Genomic DNA, 25,056 nt, shown 5'->3' on the forward strand with positions numbered 1-25,056 from the left:
CATGCCCATTCCCAAGGTCCCGATGTCGGCCGCCGAGCGGTCCCTCAAGGGTCGCCGGGCCATCGCCCTGCGCTACGGCCGCACCGAAGAGGCGGAACGCCTGGACGCGGAGCTGACGCTGGAGCGGGCCAACACGCTGGAGACCGAGGCCAAGCGGCTGCGTCGCGAGGTTGAAGCACTGACGGGCCCGGCCGCGTAGCCGGACCGAGCACCACCCGCCGGACGGGCAAGGCGTCTACCGACCGGCACAGCACCTGACCAAAGACCACGGAAAGGAGGCGCGAGGCAACCAGTGTGGAAAGGGGCCCAGAGATGGCCCAGGAAATGCCGGTGAAGGACCGACCGACGCTGGACGAGGAAATTCAGGCACGGGTCAATCGCGCTCCGGCGCCCGACGTAGTGATCGCCAAGGTGCGACGGCTGCTCGCCCCGGCAGGGGGTGTGCAGGAATGAGCGCAAACGAAAGCCGGGGCCTGGGAACCCCGGCAATCGAAGAGGACGCCGCCAACGTCTACGGAGAGCGTACCCCAGCGTCCGACGAAATAACCGATTCGATGAATTGCGAAAAGCCGTTCACGGATGCCAGCCGGGCCAAGCTGGAGCGGTCCGGAATTCCCGTGGAGCGTGCGGCCGAGCTGGGAATCAGCCCCCTCTACGACCTGAGCGACCTCCCGCCGGACGTCCCCGGTCGCTGGTACGCAGCCGGGGCATGATCTTCACGGCGCATGACCTCGACGACCGGGTGTCGTACGTCGTCCGGCCGGACGAACCGGTGACCAACGAGGACGGCGAGCCGGTCAAGTACGTCAACCAGTCCGGCGCCGAGCCGATGCTGTGGCACTTCCGGACGGCGCAGCCGGGGCACCCAACGCTCGTGGTGGAGGGCTGCCTCCAGTCGCGTCAGGCGGTCCTGTCGGCTCCGACCGAGTGGGGCGTGATAGGGCTCAACGGCTGCTGGGGCTGGTCGGGTGCTGACCTCCTCTGGGCCGAAGGACAGGACGTGGTCCTGCTGTTCGACAAGGACGTCACCACCAACCACCACGTCTGGGATGCGGCCGAGGGCCTGCGGGACGCGCTGGCGGCCGAGGGCGCGGATTCGGTCCGGCTGGCCAAGCTCGCCGGGGCTCGGGGCACCGACGGGCTGGACGACGTCATGGCCCGGCGGCCCGAGGACAAGCGCACCCCGTACCTCGTCCGGATCGTGGAGGCCGCCGCCCCGAGGCTCCCCAAGAGGCCCCCACAGCGGAAGTCGCGGTTCTTCGACGCGTCCGGCGCGCTGCTGGCCGACACGCTGGCCAAGGCCGTCATGGACGACCACCCGGCCGCCCTGACTGCTGAGGGCCGGGTGGCGCTGTACCGGGACGGCGTCTACCGGCTGGACGGCATGGGGTTCGCGGCGGCTGTGTCGGAACGGCTGGGTGAGCAGCACCGGCCGGGCCACCTGACGACGGCGGAGCAGAAGGTTCAGGCGAAGCTCTACACCCAGGGCATCCAGCTCCCGGAGCGGACGGCGGAGCCGATCGTGAACCTGGCGAACGGGATGCTCGACCTGCGCACGGGTGAGCTGCACCCGCACGGGCCGGAGTACCTGTCGACGGCTCAACTCCCCGTCTCCTGGGACCCGGAGGCGCCGTGCCCCGGCTACGAGGCGTGGCTGACCGAAGTGTGCCCCAACCAGGTCAGCGACCTGGAGGAGGTCGCCAGTACGATGCTCGATCCGTCGCGCACGCCGCCGAAGGCGCTGTTCCTGTACGGCCCCAGCCGGTCGGGCAAGTCGACCTTCCTGCGCCTGATGGAGGCCGTGGCGGGCCGGGAGAACATCTCCGCCGTCACCCTGCACCAACTCAGCGAGAACCGGTTCGTGGCGGCGAGCATCTACGGCAAGATCCTCAACGCGGCGGCCGACCTGTCCGGCAAGGACGTCAGCGACACGTCGCTGTTCAAGATGCTCACCGGCGAAGACGTGATCGACGCTGAGCGCAAGTACGGCGGCCGGTTCCAGTTCACCAACAGGGCCCTGTTCGCCTTCAGCGCGAACGAGCTGCCGCAGGTGAGCGAGGCATCCCGGGCGTACACGGAGCGCGTGAAGCCCTTCCGGTTCGGGCTGTCGTTCGCAGGCCGGGAGGACCCCGAGATCGAGCGCAAGATGCACGACGAGCTGCCGGGCATCCTCGTGCGCTGGGTGCGGGCCTGGCAGCGGATGAACCTGCGCGGGGGCCGGTACGACGCGACGCAGGCCGAAGTGCAGGCGGAGTTCGAGACCCGCTCGGACAGGGTGCGGCAGTGGTTCGACGAAGAGCTGACCACCACCACACAGCCCGGCCGGGGCGCGATCCCGGCGGACGTCCACCGGTGGTTCAAGAAGTGGGCCGAGGACAACGGCGGGCACTTCATGGGCCGGAACACCCTCATGGCCCGACTCCGAAACTGCCCGGGGGTGGCCGAAGTGCGGGTCGGAACGGCCCGCTCCAGGGGGCTCAACGTGGTCCGGAAGGGCGATATCGACCCATTTGAGTAGTCCGGCGGGCTGTTCGGGCTGTTCCGGCTCTATCCCTCTAAGCCCGGGGATACAAAGCCACAGCTCAAACCGCTGAACCTCTAACAGTAAGAGGGAAACAGCCCGAACAGCCCGGCCTCCAAGATCGAGAATGGAGACCGATCATGCGCCCCTGCGGACGCAACTGCTACACCTCCGAGGCGAACGCCTTGGCGGCCCTCGGCTGCCACCCCGGAGCCTCGACGGTCCAGTTCTGCGGAGCCTGCGACGCCTGGCACATCACCCGGGCATCGACCCGGCTGCCCGGCCGGGCCCCCTCGGGCTTCCGCTTCAACACCCCGGCGTCCCCGGCGCCGACCGCCCCGTCCCGGTGGCGCAGTCAGTGGTACAACGCGGGCGCCTACGCCGCCGGGGACGCCGTCGAGTACGAGGGCCGGGCGTGGCTGGCCGTCGTGAACTACACCATGGACCGGCCCGGCGCCTCTGGGTCATGGCGTGAGGTCACCACGTGCATGGGTGAGCCGCTGTGCGCCCCGGGCATGTGCGGGCCGCCCTGTCACCACCCTGCTTGTCCGGTGAGGTCTTTGCCGGCTCACGCCGCATGAGCCCCACCCGCCCCATAGGGCCCGATCACTGAGGAGCAATCATGGGCGCACCGCCCCAGGCCCGGCCCAACCCGGCGGCCCACGCCGACCGCAACGCGAAGATCTTCAACCTCAAGGTGGCCGGGCTGACCGAACGGCAGATCGCCGCTGAGGTGGGGCTCAGCCAGACCCGAGTGCACGAGATCCTGACGGAAGAGGTGGCCGCCCGCATCGGCCCGCCCGCCGAGGAGTACGTGGCCCTGCGCGAGGCGGAGCTGTCCGCCCTGTGGAAGCGCGTGTTCGCGATCATGGCCAAGGCTGAGGACACCGACGCCAAGCTCAAGGCGGTCGACCGGCTGATCCGCATCAACGAGTCCCGCCGCAAGCTACGGGGCGCGGACGCCCCCGAGGCGATGACCATCGCCCTGGAGCGCCGGTTGGAGGAGGAGGTCGAGACGTCCGTCGTCGCCATCATCGCCGCCGTGGACGCCGTCACGGCCGCCCTGCCCGACCTGGATGGCGCCTACCGGGCCAAGCTCAAGTCGTACGCGCTGGAGGTCGCCGGGCGCGCGCTCAAGGCCGAAGACGGCGAGGCCCCCGGCCCGGCGCCGGAGGCACCCCGGCCGCAACTCGCCCTGCCGCCGGGCTCGTCCGGTGGCAGGGCGGACGATGCCCCTCCGCGCTACCGCGAGCCGGACAGCGCTGACGCCGTGCTGGCGGAACTGGCGAAGATCCAGGACGAGTTCGGAGATCTGCTCGACGAGGAGGACGACGATGGACCGGAAGACGATCAAGCGACGGTTGCGTGAGCTGGCGGCCGACCCCGGCCAGCCGGGTGCAGCGGCGGAGATTCAGCGGCTCAAGGGCGCCCTGCGGCGCCTGTCCCGCCCGGAGCCCCCGGCCCGCCCGGCGGCCGAGCCTGTCCCGGCCGACCCGGACGCGGAGGCCATCGCCACCTGGCCGCCGGAGCTGCGCGCCCGGCTGCGGACCGCTTCCATGAGTCGCAAGATCGACCGTGCGTCCTCCGTGCACGACTCCGGCAACTGGGGAGCGCTGAACGACCTGCGCCGACGGTAAAGAGTCGATAACGGTTCTCCGGCTACAGATCGTAGTTTTCGGCCCTGTCGGCGGCCGTCTCCAGGTCGCACCCTGCCTTAGAAAGGAAGGCTCCCTGAGCTGGGCGTTCCTTGATCGCTTCCCGCTACACTCCGTGTACCTACGTGCGAATTACTACCTCGGTGGTACCTATGCCGAAGGCGCCGACGGCCAGGGCGAGCAGGGCCAGGGGCATGAAGAGAGCCGTGCCTTTCGAGGGAGAGCGGTAGTCCGGATCCACCTTATGTTCAGTTCCGGAACAAAGGCTCTCAGTCCCAGTATTCCCTCTGGTTACGAGGACGTGTCGACCTTCACACGAGCAGCCACCGGAAGGTGGTCGCTGCCCGTCTCCGGCAGCGTCCAGGAGCTCTCCGGCTCCACGCCCCGCACCATGATCTGGTCGATCCGCGCCATCGGGAACGACGCCGGCCAGCTGAACCCGAACCCGCTGCCCGAGGCGCCCTGCGTGGAGCGCATCTGGGCGGTGACGGCGTTGAGCGCGCGGTCGTTCATCGTGCCGTTCAGGTCGCCGAGCAGGACCACCTTCTCCACGGGCTCGTCGGCGATGGCCTCGCCCAGCGCGTTGGCGCTCTTGTCGCGCTGCCGGGCGGTGAACCCGGCCTCCATCTTCACCCGCACCGACGGCAGGTGGGCGACGTACACCGCGACCTGCCCGGACGGCGTGGTCACCACGGCCCGCATGGCGCGCGTCCAGCCCAGCTTGATGTCCACGGGCTTGACCCCGCTCAGCGGGTACTTGCTCCACAGCCCGACGGTGCCCTGCACCGAGTGGTACTTGTACGTCGACGCCAGTGCCTTCTCGTACGTCGGCACCGCCGCGGCCGTCAGCTCCTCCAGGGCGAGCACGTCCGCGCCGGACGCGGCCACGTCCCGGGCGGTGCCGGACGGATCGGTGTTGTCGGCGTTGACGTTGTGCGTGGCCACCGTGAGGTCGCCGCCGGGGCCGGTCCGGTCGACGAGGAGGCCGCCGAAGAGGTTCAGCCACACGATCGCCGGGAGCAGCACGGCGATGAGGGCGGTCGCGGACCTGCGGACCAGGGCCAGCAGGAGCAGCAGCGGGACGAACAGGCCGAGCCACGGCAGGAACGTCTCCGTGAGGCTGCCGAGGTTGCCGATCCGGTTCGGGATCTGCGCGTGCAGCAGCATCACCAGGGCGAGGATCACCGCGAGGGCGGCCAGCACGATGCCGCGCCGCCAGATGCGCGGGTCGCCGCGCCAGCCCGCGACCAGGCGGTTGTTCCTCAGGCGTTCCGTCAGGCGCCGAAGCCCGGAATCCCGGCGCTCGGGCCCCGAGCTTCCGTTGTCCGTCTCCGTCACGTACGCCTGCTGCGCCATACCGTCGCCTCACTACCTGCCGTGCACTCCGTCGTCCCCCCGCGCCCAAAGAAACCCTAGGGGATGATCGGCTCCGTTCCTGCCGTCCTCATGACGGCCGTACGGGGGCGAGGACGTACAAGTCACCTTCAGGAGTTCCGGTCACGGTGAGGGAAAGCGCGCTCTGTGACGAAACGCGCACATGCGATCTACGAGGTGCGCGAACTGACGGGCCGTAGACCTTCGAGAACGGCGTCGACGATCTGCTCCGACAGCCCCTCCGGGAGGTCACCGTCCGCCCGCAGGACGGTGTCCGCCCGCATGACCGTGCGCATCAGCATCGGCCCTATGAACAGGTCGTTCATCAACTCGGCGTCGATGTCCGTGCGCAGCTCGCCGTTCTCCTGCGCGCGGCGCAGGAGCGCGACCTGCTTCCTGCGCCGCGGTTCGACGACGATCGTGTGATAGGCGTCCCAGAGCTTCGGGCTGCTCTTCACCTGGGAGAACACGCTGCGCAGGAGGGCCGACGAACGGGTCATCAGTCCGCGCTGGCGCATCTGTTCCAGGAACGCCACGAGGTCGTCGCGCAGCGAGGTGCCCGGGAGTTCTGGGTCCGGGGGTTCCGCGGTGCGCACGACGTCGACGAAGAGCTCCTCCTTGCCGCTCCAGCGGCGGTAGATGGTGGCCTTGCCGACGCCGGCCGTGCGGGCGATGCGCTCGATGGAGAGTTCCGCGAGCGGTACGCCTTCCTCCAACAGCTTCATGACGCCCTCGATGATGGACCGCTCCACGACCTCGCTGCGGGGGCGGCCCCGGGTGGGGCCGTCGTGCCGGGGATGGCTGTCGGCGAGGCTCACTGGGTTCGGTCCTTTCCTGGGCTGGGCTGATTCTCCCCCGTGTACGGCGCCGTCGTACGCGAAGGCCGCGTCGGCGCGTGTCCTTGTCCTGCTCAGTTTCTACTCCGCGGCGGCCAACTCCCGCTCGGGCTCCCCCTCCTGAGGCGCCGTCGGCCGCCCCGGCAGGAACAGCGCCACGACCACCGCGCCGAGCACGGCGATGCCCGCTCCCCACAGCGCCGTCACATGCATGGCGTGCAGGAAGGCGTCGTGGGCCGGGCCGACGAGGGCCTCGCCCCGCTGCCCGAGCCGGGCCGCGACGCCGAGCGTGGCCTCGATGGACTCGCCCGCCGTGTGCCGTACGTCCTCCGGCAGCGCCGTGAGCCGGTCCTCGATGCCGCCGCGGTACGCGGTCGACAGGACGGAGCCCAGTACGGCGATGCCCAGCGCGCCGCCGACCTGGCGGAAGGTGTTGCTGAGGGCGGAGGCGGAGCCGGCCTTCTCGCGGGGCAGGGCCTGCATGATGACGACGCTGACCGGGGTCATGATGTGCGCCATGGCGGCGCCCATCAGGAAGAACACGACCTCCAGGAGCCAGATCGGCGTGTCCGCCTCGAACGTGGCGAACGCGGCCAGGGTGGCGGCGATGAGCAGCATGGCGCCGGTGGTGGTGGCCCGGTTGCCGAACCGGTCGACGACGAGCCGGGCGCGCGGCGCGAAGATCATCTGGGCGGCGGCGAGCGGCAGCATCAGCAGACCGGTCTGCAGGGGTGAGTAGCCGCGCACGCTCTGGGTGTAGAAGACCGAGAAGAAGGTCACGCCCATGAGGGCGAAGAAGACCAGCGCGATGACGCCGATCGCGGCCGAGAAGACCTTGTTCTTGAAGTACGTGACGTCGATGGACGGATGGTCACTGCGCTTCTCGAACACGACGAAGCCGACGAGGACGGCGAGACCGGAGGCGATCGTCGCGAGGACCGTCGGGTCCGTGAAGTCGGCGAGCTGGCCGCCCTTGATGATGCCGTAGACGAGCAGGACCAGGCCGACCACGGAGAGCACGACGCCGACGGGGTCCATGCGGCCCGGGTCCGGGTCACGCGAGTCGGGGACCAGCCACAGCATCAGCGCGAGCGCGAGGAGCACGATCGGCACGTTGATGAGGAAGACCGAGCCCCACCAGAAGTGGTCGAGCAGGACGCCGCCGGTGATGGGCCCGATGGCGATGGCGAGCCCGACGCCGCCCGCCCAGATGCCGATGGCCTTCGGCTGCTCGTCCCGCTCGAAGACGTTCATGAGGACGGCGAGGGTGGCCGGCATGACGAACGCGGCGCCGAGGCCCATCACCGCGCGGAAGGCGATGAGCTCGCCGGGCGAGCCGGAGAAGGCGGCGAGCGCGGAGCCGACGCCGAACACGGCGAGCCCGCCCAGCAGGACCTTCTTGCGGCCGAGCCGGTCGCCGAGGAGACCGGCGCTGAACAGCAGGCCGGCGAAGACGAGGGTGTAGGCGTTGATCGCCCACTCCAGCTCGCTCTGCGTGGCGCCCAGGCCGGTCGGGGCCGGGGTCGAGATGGTCTTGATGGCGACGTTCAGGATCGAGTTGTCCAGGACGACGATCAGCAGGCTGAGCATCAGCACGCCGAGGATCGCCCAGCGGCGCCGGTGCACGGCTTCCGGTATCCGGGGGCCGGTGTCAGGGACGGGAGAAGTCATGCCGTCGAGCGTAGGCGATTTTCGATACGGCACCGTCTCGTATCGTAAATTTTTGCCGACATCTTACGCAGGGCCGGGGGGCGGAACTCACAGCGGGAGGCCTGGCCCTCCCTGGCACGAAGTGCCACCATGGAGACGGTCCGGGGACGCCGTCAGGGCGCCTCGAGATGACATGAAGGAGCCGTTGCCATGACGCAGCTCTCGGCTGCCCAGACGCCTCAGGCGAAGCCTTCCGACGGCAGCAAGGCGCTGTACGGGGGGAAGGGCACCCGCCGCATCACCGTCCGCGACATCGCTCTCGCCAAGGAGCGGGGCGAGAAGTGGCCCATGCTCACCGCGTACGACGCGATGACCGCGTCCGTGTTCGACGAGGCCGGCATCCCGGTCATGCTCGTCGGCGACTCCGCGGGCAACTGTCACCTCGGGTACGACACCACCGTGCCCGTCACGCTCGACGAGATGACCATGCTGTCGGCCGCCGTCGTACGGGGCACCTCGCGCGCCCTGATCGTCGGCGACCTGCCCTTCGGCTCCTACCAGGAGGGCCCGGTGCAGGCGCTGCGCTCGGCGACCCGGCTGGTGAAGGAGGCCGGGGTCGGCGCGGTGAAGCTGGAGGGCGGCGAGCGCTCGCACCGCCAGATCGAGCTGCTGGTCGAGTCCGGCATCCCGGTCATGGCCCACATCGGCCTGACCCCGCAGTCCGTCAACGCCATGGGCTACCGCGTTCAGGGCCGCGGCGAGGAGGCGGCCGCGCAGCTGCTGCGGGACGCGAAGGCGGTCCAGGACGCGGGCGCGTTCGCGGTCGTCCTGGAGCTGGTGCCGGCGGAGCTGGCGGCCGAGGTGACGCGGATCCTGCACATCCCGACGGTCGGGATCGGCGCCGGTCCGGAGACGGACGCCCAGGTGCTGGTCTGGACGGACATGCTGGGCCTGACCGGCGGCCGGGTCCCCAAGTTCGTCAAGCAGTACGCCAACCTCCGCGAGGTCATGGGCAACGCGGCGAAGGCGTTCGCGGAGGACGTGGTGGGCGGAACGTTCCCGCAGGAGGAGCACTCGGTCCACTGAGCCCTTCCGGGCTCCGACACCCCTGAACCACTGCGGCACCACAGCGCCCCGCCGATCTTCCCCCGTCGGCGGGGCGCCCTCTTCTCCCCGAAACCCACTGGCGGGCCCGGCACTTCCCGCACCAGCATGAGCCGCATGACTGACGAACCCGCACGATGGAGCCAGGCGACCACCTACCCCGACATGTGGGTCGACCCCGACGACGACCCCCGCAACAGCGACGGGGTCAGTCCGGACGGCGAGCTCGCGACGCTGCAGGACTTCCTGACGAACTACCGCATGACCCTGCGGATGAAGTGCGAGGGCCTGGACCCGGAGCAACTTTCCCGCCGTTCGGTTCCGCCCTCGACGATGTCCCTGCTCGGCCTGATCCGGCACCTCGCCGAGACGGAACGGGACTGGCGCAACTGGATCACCGAGGGCGATCCGCTGCCGAAGCTGTACGGCGATCCCGACGGGGACTTCCTCGGAGCCGTCGCCGAGCAGGCCGTGGTGGACGCCGCGTACGCCGATCTGGAGCGCGAGCAGGCGGCGACCGACGCCGCGCTGGCCGAGCACCCGGATCTGGGCGAGCGGCTGGGCAAGGAGGGGTTCGCGGTGCGTGAGCTCCTGGTGCACCGGATCGAGGAGTACGCCCGCCACTGCGGGCATGCCGACCTGTTGCGCGAGTGCGTGGACGGGCGGGTCGGCCAATGAGCCGGTGACCGACCCGGGCGGGAGGCGGGTCCGGGCGGGGGACGGATCCGCCCTGTCGGCGCCCTGTAGGCCATGTCGGTGATCTGTCGGTCGTTTGTCGGTGGGCCCTGACACCGTCGTCCCCATGACGCGAATCGACAAGAACCCCGACGGCGTGAGCAGCGCCGTATCCGTGCGGGGGCTGGTCAAGCACTACGGCGAGACCAAGGCTCTGGACGGTGTTGACCTCACGGTGCGTGAAGGCACCGTCATGGGCGTGCTCGGGCCGAACGGCGCCGGGAAGACCACCCTGGTGCGGATCCTGTCCACGCTGCTGGCGCCGGACGCCGGACAGGCCACCGTCGCCGGCTACGACGTCGTACGGCAGCCCCGGCAGCTGCGGCGGGTGATCGGGCTCACCGGGCAGTACGCCTCCGTGGACGAGAAGCTCCCGGGGTGGGAGAACCTGTACCTCATCGGCCGGCTGCTGGACCTGCCCCGCAAGGAGGCACGCGCGCGTGCCGACGCGCTGCTGGAGCGGTTCTCCCTCACGGAGGCGGCCAAGCGGCCCGCCGCCACGTACTCCGGCGGTATGCGGCGGCGGCTCGATCTCGCCGCCTCCATGATCGGGCGGCCCAAGGTGCTGTTCCTGGACGAGCCGACCACTGGGCTCGACCCGCGCACCCGCAACGAGGTGTGGGACGAGGTCAAGGCCATGGTCGGGGACGGTGTGACCGTGCTGCTGACCACCCAGTACATGGAGGAGGCCGAGCAGCTCGCCTCCGAGCTGACGGTCGTCGACCGGGGCAAGGTCATCGCGGGCGGCGGCATCGAGGAGCTCAAGGCGAAGGTCGGCGGGCGGACCCTGCGCGTCCGGCCGGCCGACGCCCTGCAGTTGCGGCCCCTCGCCGGGTACCTGGACGAGCTCGGCATCACCGGGCTCGCCACCACCACCGTGGACACCGAGACCGGCACGCTGCTCGTCCCGGTCCTCAGCGACGAGCAGCTCACCGCGATCGTCGGTGCCGTCACCGCGCGCGGCATCACGCTCGCCTCCATCACCACCGAACTGCCCAGCCTGGACGAGGTGTTCCTGTCCCTCACCGGCCACCGCGCCAGTGCGCCGCAGGACGCCGTGCCCGCCGACGACCGCGAGGAGGTCGCCGTATGAGCGCCGCCACCGTCACCACCACCGACGACGCCCGCATCTCGCTGCGCGGGCACCTGCGGCACACCGGGGCCCTCGTCCGCCGCAATCTGCTGTGGATCCGTCAGGACCCGGAGTCGATGGCCGACGCGCTGCTGATGCCGGTCATCTTCACCCTGCTGTTCGTGTTCGTCTTCGGCGGCTCGATCGGGCAGGCGCTGGGCGGCGGGCAGGAACAGTACGTGCAGTACGTGATCCCCGGCATGATCGCGATGATGAGCATGACGCTGTCCCAGGGCGTCGGCACCGGCTTCAGCCAGGACTTCAACTCCGGTGTCATGGACCGCTTCCGGTCCCTGCCGATCGGGCGCGGCTCGGTGCTCTTCGCGAAGATCTCGGTGGAGCTGCTGCGGATGCTGTTCGCGACGACCGTGCTGATGATCGTCTCCGTGGCCGTCGGGTTCGACATCACCAACTGGCCCGGGCTGTTCGCGACCGTGGCCCTGTCCACGGCGTTCGCCTCGTCGATCATGTGGGTGTTCCTCACCCTGGGCGTGATCATGAAGAACGCGCAGTCCGTGCAGGCGATGGGTTTCCTGGTGCTGTTCCCGCTGCAGTTCGGCTCGTCGATCTTCGCGCCGACGACGTCGATGCCGGGCTGGCTGCAGGCCTTCACCGACTACAACCCGCTGTCCACGCTCGCGGACGCCGCGCGTGGCCTGATGGTGGGCGGGCCGGTCGCGCACGACCTGTGGGTGACGCTCGCCTGGTCGGTGGCCATCACGGCGGTGATGGCGCCGGTCGCGATCCACAAGTTCCGGACGAAGAGCTGACGTACGGACCCGGCCCGCGTCGGTGCGTGTCGGTGTGCGTCAGACCAGGGCGGCGGCCTCCTCGGCGGAGAGGCCGCCGCCCTCCGCGTACGCCGCCTCGTAGGCCGCGTCGCCTAGCACCGCGCGCGTGCGCGCCACCGCCCGGTCGTACACCTCGCGCTCCTGGGACGACGGGACGTGCCGGGGCGGCAGCAGCGCGTCGGCGGCGCCGAGGCAGCGGGCGGCGTCACGGGCCCGGCGGCCGCCGTCGACGCGGGCGAGGGCGAACGCGGCGGTGGTCAGGTACGCGGAGCGCATCTGCGGGGCGATGGCCTGGGACAGCGGGTCCCCGGCGCGTTCCAGGGCGCGCCTGATCCTGTCCAGGGACTCCGGGTAGCGGCCGTCGACCGCGTCCAGCCAGGCCTCGGCACCGAGGATGAAGGCGTCGAAGATGATGAAGTGGGCGATCTTGAACTGCTCGCGCAACAGCCGGAGATGCTCACGCGCCTCGGGAACCCGGTCGGTCATGCCGAGCCGGCCGGCCAGGATCAGCCGGGCGAAGGGCATCGCGTGTTCGGTGACGCCGCCCCCCTGCTCGATGACCTCGCGCAGCAGACGCTCTCCCCGCTCGGTCTCGCCGGACTCGATCAGGGCGGCGCCGAGCCGGGCGCTGAGCACGCCCACCTGGGCGCGGGCGCCGAGGCATTCGGCGTGTTCGATCGCCGCCCGGTAGTCGGCGGCGGCCGCGCGGTACTCGCCCCGGCGCTCCTGTGCCTCGGCGCGCGCGGCGAGTGCCTCCGCGGTGCCCCACAGATCACCGAGGCGGCGGTAGATGGCCAGCGACTCGTCGGCGTCGCGGGTGGCGTCGCCGCTCCACTCGGTGCGGTTGGCGAGCAGATTGGCCCGCATCTGCAGACCGGCGGCGAGGTCCCACTCGTATCCGGGCACACAGCGGCAGGTGTCGATGGCGGCGTCGACGATCTCCCGGACCCGCGCCACGTCCCCGGTGAGCAGGACGGCGTAGAACCACAGGGAGCCGGGGAACCGGCAGCCCTGCGGGAGTCCGGGCTCGTACGTCTCGCTGATGACGCGCAGCTTCTTCTGCCGCTCAGGGGTCTGCCAGGCGTCCAACTCGGTGTCCATGCAGGCGAGATGGACCAGGTGGACGCCGCGCCGGGCCTCTGCGAGGACCTCACCCGTCCAGGGGGGCGGCGTGGCCGTGCAGCGCTCCCACAGCGGGGCGGCGGGCCGGACGGGCTCGATGAAGGGGTCGGGCCCGAGATCCTGGATCTCCCGGCACCAGTTGCGGGCGACGATGCGCTGGTCGCGCATCTGCCAGTACCAGGCCATCGACAGCACCAGGCACATCGCCTCCTGCTCGTCGCGCAGGGCGACGGCGTGGTGCAGGGCGGCGCGGACGTTCTCGCTCTCGCGCTCCAGCCGCTGGACGGCGGCGAGTTGACCGGCGCCGCGCAGCAACGGCTCCGTGGTGCGGGCGAGTTCGCGGTAGTACGTCAGGTGCGTGCGCTCGGCCTCGCCGCGCCGCCCGCTCTCGTCGAGCCGCTCGCCCGCGTACTCGGCGACGGTCTCCAGCAGCCGGTAGCGCATCTCGCCGTCGCTCGAAGGGGCGGCCACCACGAGGGACTTGTCCACGAGCGAGCCGAGCGCGTCCAGTGCGCCCGGTCCGCACACGGCCTCGGCGGCGGCGAGATCGCACCCGCCGGCGAACACCGACAGCCGTCGCAGCACGTCCCGTTCGTCCTCGTCCAGCAGCTCCCAGGACCAGTCGACGACCGCGCGGAGGGTCTGCTGGCGGGGCAGGACGGTACGGCTGCCCGAGGTGAGCAGCCGGAAGCGGTCGTCGAGCCGGTCGGCGATCTGACGTGGGGTCAGCATGCGGAGGCGGGCGGCCGCGAGCTCGATGGCGAGGGGCAGCCCGTCGAGTCGCCGGCAGATCTCCGCGCACGCCTCCGGATCGTCCGCGATCCGGAACCCGGGCCTCGCCGCGGCCCCCCGGTCGGCGAGCAGCTTCAGCGCCACCGGCTCCGGCAGCGGCTCCACGGGCCGCAGCAACTCCCCGGGTACGCCGAGGGGTTCACGACTCGTCGCGAGCACCGTCAGCTCCGGGCACCGCTCCAGCAGCTCCTCCACGAGGCGGGCGGCGGCCTCGACGACATGCTCGCAGTTGTCGAGGATCAGCAGCATGCGGCGCTTGCCGCAGTGCTCGGCGAGCCGCTCGACGGGGTCGTCGTGCCGGTCGGACCCGGCCCGCATGGCCTCGGCCCCGGCGCCGTACAGCACGGTCTCGCGGGCGCCGACGGCGGTGAGCACGGCCTCCGGTACGGCCTGCGGGTCGTCGACCGGCGCGAGCTCGGCCAGCCACACCCCGTCCGGGGCGGCGTCCCGCACGGTCTCACCGGCCTCCTGCGACAGCCGTGTCTTCCCGGCACCGCCGGGACCGAGCAGGGTGACGAGCCGGGCGGTGCCGAGATCACCGCGGATGGCCTCGATGTCCGCCTCCCGGCCGACGAAGGAGGTGAGACGGGCGCGGAGGTTGCCGGTGGGCGCGGGTGGGGTCGGGGCAGCGGCAGGCGATGTGCCACGGCTGGCCGGGGAGTCGAGGGTGCGGGTCCGGTCGGGCGCTGCCGTGCGGCGGGCATCGCGGTGAGCGGGAGCACCGGGGCCGGTCGACGTGCCGGCGGTGCGCGAGCCCGCGCCGTTCGGCGTATCGGACGCACGCGTGCCCGCGCCGGTCGACGCGTCAGACACGCCCGTGCCCGCGCCGGTCCATGCGTCAGACACGCCCGTGCCCGTACCCCAGGACGTCGGCCGGCGGGCCCCCGCGTCGGCGTGCGGGCCGGTCCCCTGCCCGTCCCCGTCGCGCGCACGTGCGCCGGCCCCTCCCCCGTGCGCACCCTGCCCCGCCCGGAGCAACTCCCCGTGCAGCGCCCGTAGTTCCGGCCCAGGGTCGGAACCGAGCCGGTCCGCCAGCAGTCGTCGTACCTCCTCATAGGCGGCCAGGGCCTCCGCCGTGCGGCCCGCGTCGCGCAGGGCGCGCAGGCGGAGGGCCTGGAGGGGCTCGTCCAGGGGGTGCGTGTCGCACAGGGCGGTCAGCTCGGGGAGGGACTCGTCGGCGCGGCCGAGGGCGAGGCCGGCGGCGTGCCGGGCGCGCAGGGCGTCGAGGCGCCGGGTCTCCCAGCGGGCCGACTCGGCGGTGCGGTCGGGGAGGTCGGCGAGGGCGGGGCCGTGCCACAGGGCGAGGGCGTCGTCGAGGACGACCGCCGCCTTGGCGGGGTCGCCGTCGGCCAACGCGCGCGTGCCCTCGCCGGCGAGGCGTTCGAAGCGGTGCAGGTCGATGTCGTCGGGCGCGGCGGCGAGGCGGTAGCCGCCGTCCACCGAGGCGACGGCATCCGCGCCGAGGGCCCTGCGCAACCGCCCCACCAGCGCCTGCAGCGCCCCCGTGGCATCGGCGGGCGAATCCCCGTCCCACACCTCGTCGACCAGCACGCTCACGGGCACGGTACGTCCGACCCGCAGCGCCAGCACGGTCAGCAGAGCACGCAACCGCGCTCCGCCCACCGGAACGGGGGTGCCGTCGGGGCGGAGCGCCTGGGTCGTGCCGAGGATGCGATAGCGCACGGGGTCCATTGTCTCCGGTCGGTCAGGGGAAGGTCACAGGGTTGGGCAGGGCGGGGAGATCATGACGTATCGGGGCGAGGAGTGGCGCGGGAGGGGCGGCGGCTACGGCGAACAGGGCACAGCCGGACGCCGCCGTGCCGCCGAGCGCGGTCGCGGCGAGAACACGGGCCGGGCGTGTGAGGCGCCCCGGTCGCCGCGCACTCACGGCTTCGGTCCCCTCGCACCCCCGTCCGGCACCTCCAGCGTCACCACCACCCCCGCGTCCACCGACCGCCGCCCCCGCTCGCCCGGCATCCCGTCGGCGAACCACTTCGGGCACGCGTCCACCGACCGCAGCCGCCGCGCCCCGGGCCCCCTCACCGGCTCCCAGGACCGCGAGCCCGGTGCCGTCTCGGCGTACTGCTGGGTCACCACCCGCACCGCCCGCACACGGCCGCTCACCTCGGGCCACTCGCCCCCGTGCGTCTCCACCGCGAGGAGGCCGACCAGCCGGATCCGGTCCCCCGGTCCCACGTCGGCACCGGTCTCCCCGCCCAGGGCCACAGTGAGCCCCGTCTCGTCCCGCAGGACCCACACCGAGCCGTCCTCGTCGTCCGGCAACTCCTCCACCGGTCCCACGATCTTGGAGAGCTCGTCGTCCCAGCCGCCGCCGAGGGCGTCGTCCGCGTCCGTGAACAGCAGCGGCCAGCTCACCTCGTCGCCCACCTTGAACGGCGTACCGCAGCACTCCATCTGCCAGTCCTCGTAGAAGACATGCCAAAGCCCCATGCCCCCACCCTCTACGGAACCACCGCTCACCGCGAGACGTTTTCCCCGTGCGCCCGGTACGGTCGGGCAGGCCCGACGTCCCGTCCCCCAGGAGCCGCTCCTCATGACCACCGCCCTCACCCGCCGCAGCGACCGGCGGATCAGCCCCGTCTTCGTCGGGATCCTGGCCGTCACGGCGGTGACGGGCTGGGCCACCTGGACCGGGTTCGCCGCGCAGCCCGGTCTGGCCGTGTTCCTGTTCGTGACCGCCGCGTGGATCGTGTCCCTGTGTCTGCACGAGTACGCACACGCGCGTACCGCCCTGCACAGCGGCGACATCTCGGTCGGGGCGAAGGGCTATCTCACGCTCAACCCGCTGAAGTACACCCACGCGCTGCTCAGCATCGTGCTGCCCGTCATCTTCGTGATCATGGGCGGCATCGGCCTCCCCGGCGGCGCCGTCTTCATCGAGCGCGGGCGGATCCGGGGGCGCTGGCGGCACAGTCTGATCTCGGCGGCGGGACCCCTGACCAACGTCCTCTTCGCCGTCGTCTGCACCGCCCCGTTCTGGCTGGACGCGCTCGACGGCGTCCCGGGGGACTTCCGTTTCGCGCTCGCCTTCCTCGCGCTGCTCCAGGTCACGGCCGCGATCCTGAACTTCCTGCCGGTCCCGGGCCTGGACGGCTACGGCGTGGTCGAGCCCTGGCTGTCGCAGAACATCAGGCGCCAGGTGGAGCCGTTCGCCCCGTTCGGCCTGCTGTTCGTGTTCGCGCTGCTGTGGGTGCCGTCGGTGAACGGCGCGTTCTTCGACATGGTCGACGCCGTCCTGCGCGGCCTCGGGATCAGCGACCTCGACACGTACTGCGGCTACGACCTGTTCCGCTTCTGGCAGGACACGAACGAGTTCTGCTCGATCAGCCGGTGACCGAGCCCCGCCGCTCGTCCCTGGCGCGCTTGACGTAGTACCACGTCATGTTCGACGACAGCCCCGCCAGCAGCACCCACACGATCCCGAGCCAGCTGCCCTGGACGAAGGACACGACCGCCGCGGCCACGGAGAGCACACAGACGATCAGGGTGTAGTAGGCGAGGCGGGGCATGGGGTCGGCTCCTGTCGGGGGACACTGCTTGCACTGCTGGACTGCTTGGACTGCTTTGGTGAAGCCAGTGTCCCCCATCGGCTCAGACGTCCGTGACGCGGAGCCCGGCGTGCGCCTTGTACCGGCGGTTCACCGAGATCAGGTTCGCGACCAGCGACTCCACCTGGTGGGCGTTGCGCAGCCGCCCCGCGAAGATCCCCCGCATGCCGGGGATACGGCCGGCCAGCGCCTGGACGATCTCGACGTCCGCCCGCACCTCGCCGAGGACCATCACATCCGTGTCGATCTCGTCGATCTCCGGGTCCTGCAGCAGGACCGCCGACAGGTGGTGGAAGGCCGCCGTCACCCGGGAGTCCGGCAGCAGGGCGGCGGCCTGCTCGGCGGCGCTGCCCTCCTCCGGCTTGAGCGCGTAGGCGCCCTTCTTGTCGAAGCCGAGCGGATTGACGCAGTCGACGACCAGCTTGCCGGCCAGCTCCTCGCGCAGGGACTCCAGCGTCTTGCCGTGGCCCTCCCACGGCACGGCGACGATCACGATGTCGCTGCGCCGCGCGCACTCGGCGTTGTCGGCGCCCTCGATGCCGTGCCCGAGCTCCTCGGCGGCGGCCTGGGCACGCTCGGCGGCCCGCGAACCGATGATCACCTTCTGGCCGGCCCGGGCGAGCCGGTAGGCGAGGCCCTTGCCCTGCGGCCCGGTCCCGCCGAGCACGCCGACGACGAGCCCGGAGACGTCGGGGAGGTCCCAGGGGTCCTTGGCCGGGGCCTTCGCGGGCGCGTCGGTGGGCTGCTGTGCACTGTCGGTAGAGGTCATGGGCAGACTTTACGTCCGTCCCGCGCACCCCGAGCGGCTCAGGTGAGCCGCGTCACCGGCACCCGCCGGAAGGTGATGGTCTCGTACGGCCCGAAGTCGCCGGTCTCGTAGAGGAGTCCGACCGTGGCGGCGTCGATCCGTACGAGGTCCGAGTAGGCGGCGGGGAGACCGTCCACCGTGTGCACGGGCCGCCAGGTGGTGCCGCCGTCGGTGGAGGCGCGGATGGTCATCAGGGCGCGGGCGGCGGGGTCGGCAGGGCCGGAGAAGAGCAGGACGTCGGGGTCGCGGAGCTGGAGCACGCTGCCCTCGCAGATGGGGGCGACGAGGCCGGCCTGCGGGCGGAAGGGCTTGACCAGCGTCCGTCCGCCGTCCTCGGAGTGGGCGTCGGCGCGGTTGCCGGGGGACGGGGAGTCGTTGCGGGTGTTGAAGTAGACGCGGCCGTCGGGGAGTTCGGCGGCGGTGGTCTCGTTGACGTTCACGTAGCCGTCGGTGTTCTCGTCGAGGTAGCCGAGGTACCAGGTGGCGCCGCGGTCGTCGCTGAGCAGACAGTGGCCGCTGTTGTACCTGGCCTCCGTGCCGGTGTCGGTGCCGGTGGGCGGGATCGTGTGGTTGGCGGGGACGACGACCCGGCCGGTGCTCAGCTGGATGGCGTGGCCGGGCGTGGTGGCGTACCAGCGCCAGCCCGGCTTCTTCACCTGCGCGGTGATCTCCTTGGAGCTCGACCAGGTGAGGCCGTCGTCGTCGCTGTGGCGCACCCAGATGCGACGCCCGTCGTCGTCGTTCACCTCGCCACGCAGGATGGCGTCCTCGGTGGCGGTGGCGTGGTTGCGGATATAGACGAGCAGGATGCGGCCGGTGTCGAGGACGACGGGGGCCGGGTTGCCGGCGAGGTGCCAGTTGTTGTCGGCGACCACCTTGAGCGGGCCCCAGGTGTGACCGCCGTCCGTCGACCGCTTCAGCACGATGTCGATGTGGCCGTGGTCGCGGGCCGAGTCGACCCGGCCCTCGCAGAAGGCGAGCACCGTGCCCCGGTGACTGACGACGACGGCCGGGATACGGAAGGAGGCATACCCCTCCTGGCCCGCGCGGAAGGGGACGCTGGTCTCGGTCATGACTCGTACTCCTCACACATGGCCGCCGGGCCCCTCTGCTTCCCCGTACCGGGCGAATTCGAGGTGAACTCGGGGTCACGAGTGGACGGTTGCGGCAGGATGCGGCACATGGACGCCGTACGTGTCGCGCTGCTCCGTGAAGTGCTCGCCGGGACCGAGTGGTTGGGGTCCACGCGGCGGTTCGCGGGGACCCTGCGGGCGTCGGCGGTGGCGCACGGCGGTGGCCTGCTGCTGGTCGGCACACCGGAGTACGAGCCGTGGCATCTGGCGGCCCATCTGGTGGACGAGGCCGCGTGGTCCGGCACGCCGGAGCTGGCCCCGACCCTCGTACGGCATGGCGCGCGTGCCTCGGATCCGGCGCATCTGGCGGTGGGCCTGGGACGGTTGGCGGCGGCGCGGCGCGGGGAGACGCTGCTGGTGGTGTCGCCGGGCGGGCCCGGGGCACCGCTGCTGGAGCGGGTGCACGATGCCCGGCAGGCCGGGGCGACGGTGCTGGCGCTCGGCGCCGAGGAGCGGGAGTTGACGGCCCTGGCACATGAGGCGCTGGCCGTGCCGGAGGGTGCGGAGCTGGACCTGGACACGGTGCAGCACCTGGTGAGCGCGGCGGCCGGGGAGAACGCGCTGCCCTCTCCTAGGGGGCGCCGACGCTTCCGGGACCGTCTGGCACAGCTGGCGGAGTTGCTGACGGCACCGCCACCTGCGCGCTGGTGATGCCGCCCGCTCACAAAAGCGGTTGCCCCCGGCTCCGGCCTCACCCGAACATGGCCCCTCGTGACCTCCGTACTGCCCGACCTCGCGCCCTGGCGGGCCTCCGCCGACTTCCGCAGGTTGTGGCTCGCCGGACTGATCTCCTCCTTCGGCAGTTTCCTGACCTTCGTCGCGCTGCCGGTGCAGATCAAGGAGCTCACCGGATCGGCCGCGGCGGTCGGGGCGATCGGGGCCGTGGAGCTGGTGCCGCTGATCGTGTTCGGGCTGTACGGGGGCGCGCTCGCCGATGCCCTCGACAAGCGGAAGCTGATCGTGTGGACGGAGGCCGGGCAGGCGGTGCTGAGCGCGGCGCTGCTGGTCAACGCGGTGCTGCCGAGCCCGGCCGTCTGGCCGCTGTACGCCGTCGCCGCCCTGTCCTCGGCCCTCGTCTCGGTCCAGCGCCCGGCCCTGGACGCCCTGTGGCCCCGGATCGTGGCCCACGAGCACCTCCCGGCCGCCGCCTCACTGAACGCGCTGCGCTGGCAGGTCGGCGGCGTGGCGGGCCCGGCCCTGGCCGGGGTGGTCGTGGCGTACGCGGGGCTCGGCTGGGCCTACGGCGCGGACCTGCTGACCTTCGTCGCCTCCGTCCTGCTCACCCTCGGCATCGCCCCCTCCCCCGCCTCCCACGCGGCGGCGAAGCCGTCCCTCAAGGCCATCGCCGAGGGCGCCCGCTACGCCTGGAGCCGCAAGGAGCTCCTCGGCACGTACGTCATCGACATGGCGGCGATGCTCTTCGCGATGCCGCTCGCCGTACTGCCGTTCCTGGCGGACGAGTTGGACGCCCCGTGGTCGCTCGGTCTGATGTACGCGGCCGTCCCGGCCGGCGCGATGCTGGTGAGCCTGACCAGCGGCTGGACCTCACGGGTCCACCGGCACGGGCGGGCCGTCGTCGTGTCGGCCGCGCTGTGGGGCGTGGCAATCGCGGCCGCCGGTGTGTGCGGCAGCGTATGGCTGGTGCTGCTGTTCCTGACGCTGGGCGGCGCCGCCGACATGGTCAGCGGCATCTTCCGCGGGGTGATGTGGAACCAGACGATCCCGGACGAGCTGCGCGGCCGGCTCGCCGGGATCGAGCTGCTGTCGTACTCGGTCGGACCGCAGCTCGGCCAGACCTATGTGGGGGGCGTCGCCGCCTGGAAGGGCGTCCGGACGTCCGTGTGGTCGGGAGGGCTGCTGTGCGTGGGCGCGGTGGGGCTGCTGGCGCTGTGTCTGCCGAAGCTGATGTCGTACGACGCGCGCACCAACGAGCATGCGGTACGGCTGCGGCAGCAGCGGGCGGCGGCCACCGCACCGGCACCTGCGCGGGGCTGATCAGTCCTCGTCAGCCGGCCCGGCCGGGGCGTCGTGCCACCGGGGGTCGTTCTCCCACTCGAGATTGCGCTCGCGCGCGAGGTCCATGGCGTGCTGGGCCTCTTCCCGGGAGGTGTACGGCCCGAAGCGGTCCTTGGCCGGGCACTCCGGCCCCTCCTCGACCTTCTTGTGCACGAGGCAGTAGTACCACTCCCCCGGCTTCCCGACCGTCCGCTTCTTGAACAGGGCCATGACCGGCTCCTTTCGCCTGGGCTCGCCACGGACATGGTCCCCCATGGCCGCTGTCTTAGACTCGCTGGCATGTCTGGCCAGTCGCTGCTCGTTCCAGGGGAGCTCTCTCCCACCCGTTCCGTACCCGGAAACATCCGCCGCCCCGAGTACGTCGGCAAGCCCGCGCCGACGCCGTACTCGGGTCCGGAGGTGCAGACCCCGGAGACCATCGAGGCGATGCGTGTCGCCGGCCGGATCGCCGCGCAGGCGATGGCCGAGGCGGCGAAGCTGATCGCGCCCGGTGTGACGACGGACGAGCTGGACAAGGTGGCGCACGAGTACATGTGCGACCACGGCGCCTACCCCTCCACGCTCGGCTACCGAGGCTTCCCCAAGTCCCTGTGCACCTCGCTCAACGAGGTGATCTGCCACGGCATCCCGGACTCCACGGTGCTGCGCGACGGCGACATCATCAACCTCGACGTGACGGCGTACATCGGCGGGGTGCACGGCGACAACAACGCCACGTACCTGGTGGGAGACGTCGACGAGGAGAGCCGCCTGCTGGTGGAGCGCACCCGCGAGTCCCTCAACCGCGCGATCAAGGCGGTCAAGCCGGGCCGCCAGATCAACGTCATCGGCCGCGTGATCGAGTCGTACGCCAAGCGCTTCGGCTACGGAGTGGTCCGCGACTTCACCGGCCACGGCATCAACTCCTCCTTCCACTCGGGCCTGATCATCCCGCACTACGACAGCCCGCACGCGACGACGGTGATGCAGCCCGGCATGACCTTCACGATCGAGCCGATGCTGACGCTCGGGACGCACGAGTACGACATGTGGGACGACGGCTGGACGGTCGTCACGAAGGACCGCAAGCGGACGGCGCAGTTCGAGCACACGCTGGTGGTGACGGAGACAGGGGCGGAGATCCTGACGCTCCCCTGATCAGCGATCACCGAGCCCGCCCTGCCGGGGCGGGCTTTCTCTTGTAGTCTTTTACCGACAGAGTGTCGGCAAGCCTATTGACTTAGGTTAGCCTTACCTTAGAGGATATGGCTCATGGACTCCTTCTCGACACTCATCCGCACGGCGTCCCATGAACAGCACGTGGAGGCCGAGACCTCGACGTTCATGAGCGACCTGCTCGGCGGACGGCTCGGCGTCGACGCGTACGCGCGGTACACCGAGCAGCTGTGGTTCGTGTACGAGGCGCTGGAGGCCGGGGCCGAGCGGCTGGCGTCGGATCCGATGGCGGGCCCCTTCGTCCGGCCGGAGCTGTTCCGGTTGCCGGCGCTGGAGCGGGACCTGGCGCATCTGCGGGGTCCGCACTGGCGGGCGGGGCTGTCGGCGCTCCCGGCGACGCGGACGTATGCGGACCGGGTGCGCGAGTGCGCCGAGCGCTGGCCGGGCGGCTACGTCGCCCACCACTACACCCGCTACCTCGGCGACCTCTCCGGCGGCCAGATCATCCGCGACAAGGCGGAGAAGACGTGGGGCTTCGCCAAGAAGGGCGACGGGGTCCGGTTCTACGTCTTCGACGCAATCCCCAACCCGGCGGCGTTCAAGCGCAGTTACCGCGAGCTGCTGGACGCGGTGCACGCCGACGACCTGGAGAGGCAGCGGATCGTGACCGAGTGCAAGAAGGCGTTCGCCTTGAACACCGGGGTCTTCCAGGCGTTGGGCGAGGAGTTCCGCCTGTCGGCGTGACCGCCTCCGGGGGCTACCGCTCCAGAAAAACGCGGCCCCCGACCTCCACCCAACCCCCCGGCTGCGGTGCCGTCAGGATCTGCGACCCCGCTCCCTGCGTGATGTTCAGGGCGCGGCCCAGCCGGTCCGTGAGGAGCAGCGCCGCGGCGCCCGTGGCCTCGTCCTCCTCGATGCCGTCGGCACGGCCGGGGAAGGCGCGGGCCCGGATCCGTCCGGCCGCCTCGTCCTCCCAGGCCCAGGCGTAGATCCACTCACCGGGCGGCGGGACGTCCAGGTCATCGACCTCGGCGGCCGTCGCGCACTGGCGCAGGGTGCGCGGCGGGGCCCACTCCGCCCGCGCCTCGATCCAGCTGAACTCCCCGTCCAGCCGCGCCCCCACGACGCCGGCCGGGGTGACCAGTTCAGGCACGTCGAGCAGCCAGGCCGTCCCGACGCAGGGGTGCCCGGCGAAGGGCAACCGCAGAGTCGGCGTATAGATGTCGATCACCCCGCGCTCGGGGTCATCGACGAACACGGTCTCACTGAACCCCAGCTTGGCCGCGAACGCCTGCCGGTCGCTCCGCTCGGGCATCACCGATCCGTCACGGACGACGCCGAGTTCGTTGCCGTATCCACCCGTGGGGCCGCAGAAGACGCGGAGGACGTCGTAGTCAGTCACGGGGGCATTGAAGCATCGTGCGGGGCGGCCAGGTCGGCGCAGGCGCAGCAACGGCCTTACTCATCAACCATTAGCGAATGAAGGTAAGCCTAACCTAAACTACCCGCGTGACCGTACTGGAAGAGGCCGCCCCCGCGACCACCTCGGACACCCCACCCCCCAGACGCCGCCCCACCACGTGGTTCCTGGCCACCGCCCTGATCGCCGTCCTCCTCGCCCTGACCCCGATCGCCGCAGCCATCGGCGCCTACCCGGTCCCCGTCGGCGACGTCCTCGCCTCCCTGCAGCACCGCATCGGCCTCGGCGGCACGGAGCTCGACCGGGTCGCCGAGTCGGTGCTCTGGAACGTCCGGTTCCCGCGCATCGTGCTCGCGCTGCTCATCGGCGCCTCCCTCGGCTGCGCGGGCGCGCTGATGCAGGGCGTGTTCGGCAACCCGCTCGCCGAGCCCGGCGTCATCGGTGTCTCGTCGGGCGCGGCGGTGGGCGCGGTCGGTGCGATCGCGCTCGGCGTCGACTTCCTCGGGACCTGGACGGTCTCCGTGTTCGCCTTCGCCGCCGGGCTCGTCACCGTGCTGCTCGTGTACGCGATGTCGCGCTCGGGCGGCCGTACGGAAGTCGTCACGCTCATCCTCACCGGCATCGCGGTGAACGCCTTCGGCGGAGCGGTGATCGGGCTGTTCCTGTTCTTCGCGGACGCCGCGGCCATCCAGCAGATCACCTTCTGGCAGCTCGGCTCGCTCTCCCAGGCGACCTGGCCGAAGGTGCTGGCCGTGCTGCCGTGCGCGGCACTCGGGCTGGCCGTCGCGCCGCTGTACGCCCGCCGGCTGGACCTGCTGGCCCTGGGCGAGCGGCCCGCGCGGCATCTGGGCGTGGACGTGGAGCGGTTGCGGATCGTCCTCGTGCTCGTCATCGCGCTGCTGACGGCGGCCGCCGTGAGCGTCTCCGGGATCATCAGCTTCGTCGGCCTGGTCGTGCCGCATCTGCTGCGGATGGCCGCGGGCCCCGGGCACCGGTTCCTGGTGCCGGGCAGCGCCCTGCTCGGAGCGGTGGTGCTCCTCGCCGCGGACTTGACGGCCCGCACGGTGGCGGCTCCCGCCGAGTTGCCGCTGGGCGTCCTCACCGCACTGCTGGGCAGCCCGTTCTTCTTCTGGCTGTTGCGCAGGACGCGGCGCCGCCAGGGCGGTTGGGCATGACGAGCACAACGCCGAGCAAGAGCCCACCCACCTCACCGGGCCGACGACACCGGCATGTGGCGCCCCGA

The 25,056-nt window shown here is 71.4% G+C and carries 27 protein-coding genes; 17 read left to right on the top strand and 10 right to left on the bottom strand.

What is annotated here, in order from left to right:
* Position 1: 1 nt before the first annotated feature.
* From ACQEV2_RS11840 to ACQEV2_RS11870, 7 genes are all read left to right on the top strand, one after another.
* Positions 2-199 carry a hypothetical protein gene (locus ACQEV2_RS11840; RefSeq protein ID WP_433039299.1) on the top strand — a complete coding sequence of 66 codons (198 nt, stop codon included), beginning with the start codon at positions 2-4 and terminating at the stop codon, positions 197-199.
* A 113-nt stretch (positions 200-312) separates the two neighbouring features.
* On the top strand, positions 313-453 hold the full coding sequence (locus tag ACQEV2_RS11845) for a hypothetical protein (RefSeq protein WP_433039300.1): 141 nt from the start codon (positions 313-315) through the stop codon (positions 451-453).
* A complete protein-coding gene (locus tag ACQEV2_RS11850; protein WP_433039301.1) occupies positions 450-713 on the top strand; it encodes a hypothetical protein in 264 nt (87 codons plus the stop codon). The genes ACQEV2_RS11845 and ACQEV2_RS11850 overlap by 4 nt, the downstream gene beginning before the upstream one ends.
* The gene (locus ACQEV2_RS11855) at positions 710-2,518 is read left to right on the top strand and encodes a DNA primase family protein (RefSeq protein WP_433039302.1); all 1,809 of its coding nucleotides are present in this window, start codon (positions 710-712) and stop codon (positions 2,516-2,518) included. Before ACQEV2_RS11850 ends, ACQEV2_RS11855 begins: the two co-directional genes overlap by 4 nt.
* A gap of 143 nt (positions 2,519-2,661) precedes the next feature.
* Positions 2,662-3,102, top strand: coding sequence for a hypothetical protein (locus ACQEV2_RS11860; RefSeq protein ID WP_433039303.1), 441 nt, complete (start codon positions 2,662-2,664; stop codon positions 3,100-3,102).
* Between the two features lie 41 nt (positions 3,103-3,143).
* Entirely contained in the window at positions 3,144-3,890 is a 747-nt protein-coding gene (locus ACQEV2_RS11865) for a hypothetical protein (protein ID WP_433039304.1), read from the top strand.
* Positions 3,856-4,158 carry a hypothetical protein gene (locus ACQEV2_RS11870; RefSeq protein WP_433039305.1) on the top strand — a complete coding sequence of 101 codons (303 nt, stop codon included), beginning with the start codon at positions 3,856-3,858 and terminating at the stop codon, positions 4,156-4,158. Before ACQEV2_RS11865 ends, ACQEV2_RS11870 begins: the two co-directional genes overlap by 35 nt.
* A 309-nt stretch (positions 4,159-4,467) precedes the next feature.
* Here the strand turns inward: ACQEV2_RS11870 and ACQEV2_RS11875 are convergent, their stop codons facing one another.
* The 3 genes from ACQEV2_RS11875 to ACQEV2_RS11885 form a co-directional block, all read right to left on the bottom strand.
* Positions 4,468-5,532 (bottom strand): endonuclease/exonuclease/phosphatase family protein, encoded by a 1,065-nt coding sequence (locus ACQEV2_RS11875; RefSeq protein ID WP_433039306.1) that lies wholly within the window; start codon positions 5,530-5,532, stop codon positions 4,468-4,470.
* Positions 5,533-5,720: 188 nt separating this feature from the next.
* Entirely contained in the window at positions 5,721-6,368 is a 648-nt protein-coding gene (locus ACQEV2_RS11880; RefSeq protein WP_433039307.1) for a TetR/AcrR family transcriptional regulator, read from the bottom strand.
* 99 nt (positions 6,369-6,467) lie between these two features.
* A complete protein-coding gene (locus ACQEV2_RS11885) occupies positions 6,468-8,057 on the bottom strand; it encodes an MFS transporter (RefSeq protein WP_433039308.1) in 1,590 nt (529 codons plus the stop codon).
* A 189-nt stretch (positions 8,058-8,246) separates the two neighbouring features.
* Here ACQEV2_RS11885 and panB point away from each other — a divergent pair, with 189 nt between their 5' ends.
* The 4 genes from panB (at position 8,247) to ACQEV2_RS11905 (ending at position 11,777) form a co-directional block, all read left to right on the top strand.
* Positions 8,247-9,122, top strand: coding sequence for a 3-methyl-2-oxobutanoate hydroxymethyltransferase (gene panB, locus ACQEV2_RS11890; RefSeq protein WP_433039309.1), 876 nt, complete (start codon positions 8,247-8,249; stop codon positions 9,120-9,122).
* Positions 9,123-9,248: 126 nt separating this feature from the next.
* On the top strand, positions 9,249-9,818 hold the full coding sequence (locus ACQEV2_RS11895) for a DinB family protein (RefSeq protein WP_433039310.1): 570 nt from the start codon (positions 9,249-9,251) through the stop codon (positions 9,816-9,818).
* 124 nt (positions 9,819-9,942) lie between these two features.
* Positions 9,943-10,968 (top strand): ATP-binding cassette domain-containing protein, encoded by a 1,026-nt coding sequence (locus ACQEV2_RS11900; RefSeq protein WP_433039311.1) that lies wholly within the window; start codon positions 9,943-9,945, stop codon positions 10,966-10,968.
* On the top strand, positions 10,965-11,777 hold the full coding sequence (locus tag ACQEV2_RS11905; protein WP_433039312.1) for an ABC transporter permease: 813 nt from the start codon (positions 10,965-10,967) through the stop codon (positions 11,775-11,777). Before ACQEV2_RS11900 ends, ACQEV2_RS11905 begins: the two co-directional genes overlap by 4 nt.
* Before the next feature lie 39 nt (positions 11,778-11,816).
* Here the strand turns inward: ACQEV2_RS11905 and ACQEV2_RS11910 are convergent, their stop codons facing one another.
* Together ACQEV2_RS11910 and ACQEV2_RS11915 are read right to left on the bottom strand one after the other, a co-directional pair.
* Positions 11,817-15,404, bottom strand: a complete 3,588-nt coding sequence (locus ACQEV2_RS11910) for an AfsR/SARP family transcriptional regulator (protein WP_433039313.1) — start codon at positions 15,402-15,404, stop codon at positions 11,817-11,819.
* A 192-nt stretch (positions 15,405-15,596) separates the two neighbouring features.
* A complete protein-coding gene (locus tag ACQEV2_RS11915) occupies positions 15,597-16,163 on the bottom strand; it encodes a DUF6578 domain-containing protein (RefSeq protein ID WP_433039314.1) in 567 nt (188 codons plus the stop codon).
* A gap of 103 nt (positions 16,164-16,266) precedes the next feature.
* Between ACQEV2_RS11915 and ACQEV2_RS11920 the strand changes: the two genes are divergently transcribed.
* A complete protein-coding gene (locus tag ACQEV2_RS11920; RefSeq protein WP_433039315.1) occupies positions 16,267-17,067 on the top strand; it encodes a site-2 protease family protein in 801 nt (266 codons plus the stop codon).
* On the opposite strand, the gene ACQEV2_RS11925 is transcribed toward ACQEV2_RS11920, so the two are convergent.
* The 3 genes from ACQEV2_RS11925 to ACQEV2_RS11935 all read right to left on the bottom strand — a co-directional run bounded on the left by ACQEV2_RS11925 (position 17,057) and on the right by ACQEV2_RS11935 (position 19,162).
* Positions 17,057-17,242, bottom strand: a complete 186-nt coding sequence (locus ACQEV2_RS11925; protein WP_433039316.1) for a hypothetical protein — start codon at positions 17,240-17,242, stop codon at positions 17,057-17,059. The two genes, ACQEV2_RS11920 and ACQEV2_RS11925, sit on opposite strands and share 11 nt — an antisense overlap.
* An 82-nt stretch (positions 17,243-17,324) precedes the next feature.
* The gene (npdG, locus tag ACQEV2_RS11930) at positions 17,325-18,050 is read right to left on the bottom strand and encodes an NADPH-dependent F420 reductase (protein WP_433039317.1); all 726 of its coding nucleotides are present in this window, start codon (positions 18,048-18,050) and stop codon (positions 17,325-17,327) included.
* Positions 18,051-18,088: 38 nt separating this feature from the next.
* Complete coding sequence (locus ACQEV2_RS11935) at positions 18,089-19,162, bottom strand: sialidase family protein (protein ID WP_433039318.1); 1,074 nt, start codon at positions 19,160-19,162, stop codon at positions 18,089-18,091.
* 108 nt (positions 19,163-19,270) lie between these two features.
* On the opposite strand from ACQEV2_RS11935, the gene ACQEV2_RS11940 reads away from it, so the two are divergent.
* Together ACQEV2_RS11940 and ACQEV2_RS11945 are read left to right on the top strand one after the other, a co-directional pair.
* Positions 19,271-19,873 carry a hypothetical protein gene (locus ACQEV2_RS11940; RefSeq protein WP_433039319.1) on the top strand — a complete coding sequence of 201 codons (603 nt, stop codon included), beginning with the start codon at positions 19,271-19,273 and terminating at the stop codon, positions 19,871-19,873.
* A gap of 60 nt (positions 19,874-19,933) precedes the next feature.
* On the top strand, positions 19,934-21,217 hold the full coding sequence (locus ACQEV2_RS11945) for an MFS transporter (RefSeq protein ID WP_433039320.1): 1,284 nt from the start codon (positions 19,934-19,936) through the stop codon (positions 21,215-21,217).
* Here the strand turns inward: ACQEV2_RS11945 and ACQEV2_RS11950 are convergent, their stop codons facing one another.
* Entirely contained in the window at positions 21,218-21,448 is a 231-nt protein-coding gene (locus tag ACQEV2_RS11950; protein ID WP_433039321.1) for a hypothetical protein, read from the bottom strand.
* Between the two features lie 69 nt (positions 21,449-21,517).
* Between ACQEV2_RS11950 and map the strand changes: the two genes are divergently transcribed.
* The gene (gene map / locus ACQEV2_RS11955; RefSeq protein WP_433039322.1) at positions 21,518-22,375 is read left to right on the top strand and encodes a type I methionyl aminopeptidase; all 858 of its coding nucleotides are present in this window, start codon (positions 21,518-21,520) and stop codon (positions 22,373-22,375) included.
* Positions 22,376-22,489: 114 nt separating this feature from the next.
* Positions 22,490-23,137: a heme oxygenase (biliverdin-producing) gene (locus tag ACQEV2_RS11960; protein ID WP_433039323.1), complete on the top strand. Its 648-nt coding sequence runs from the start codon at positions 22,490-22,492 to the stop codon at positions 23,135-23,137.
* A gap of 13 nt (positions 23,138-23,150) precedes the next feature.
* Here ACQEV2_RS11960 and ACQEV2_RS11965 read toward each other — a convergent pair whose 3' ends face one another.
* Positions 23,151-23,795, bottom strand: coding sequence for a PhzF family phenazine biosynthesis protein (locus tag ACQEV2_RS11965; protein ID WP_433039324.1), 645 nt, complete (start codon positions 23,793-23,795; stop codon positions 23,151-23,153).
* Between the two features lie 107 nt (positions 23,796-23,902).
* Between ACQEV2_RS11965 and ACQEV2_RS11970 the strand changes: the two genes are divergently transcribed.
* Complete coding sequence (locus ACQEV2_RS11970) at positions 23,903-24,988, top strand: FecCD family ABC transporter permease (RefSeq protein ID WP_433039325.1); 1,086 nt, start codon at positions 23,903-23,905, stop codon at positions 24,986-24,988.
* The last annotated feature ends 68 nt before the right edge of the window (positions 24,989-25,056 follow it).

Origin of the sequence: Streptomyces sp. CA-251387, from assembly GCF_050936625.1 — a bacterium.
Taxonomy (GTDB): Bacteria; Actinomycetota; Actinomycetes; order Streptomycetales; family Streptomycetaceae; genus Streptomyces.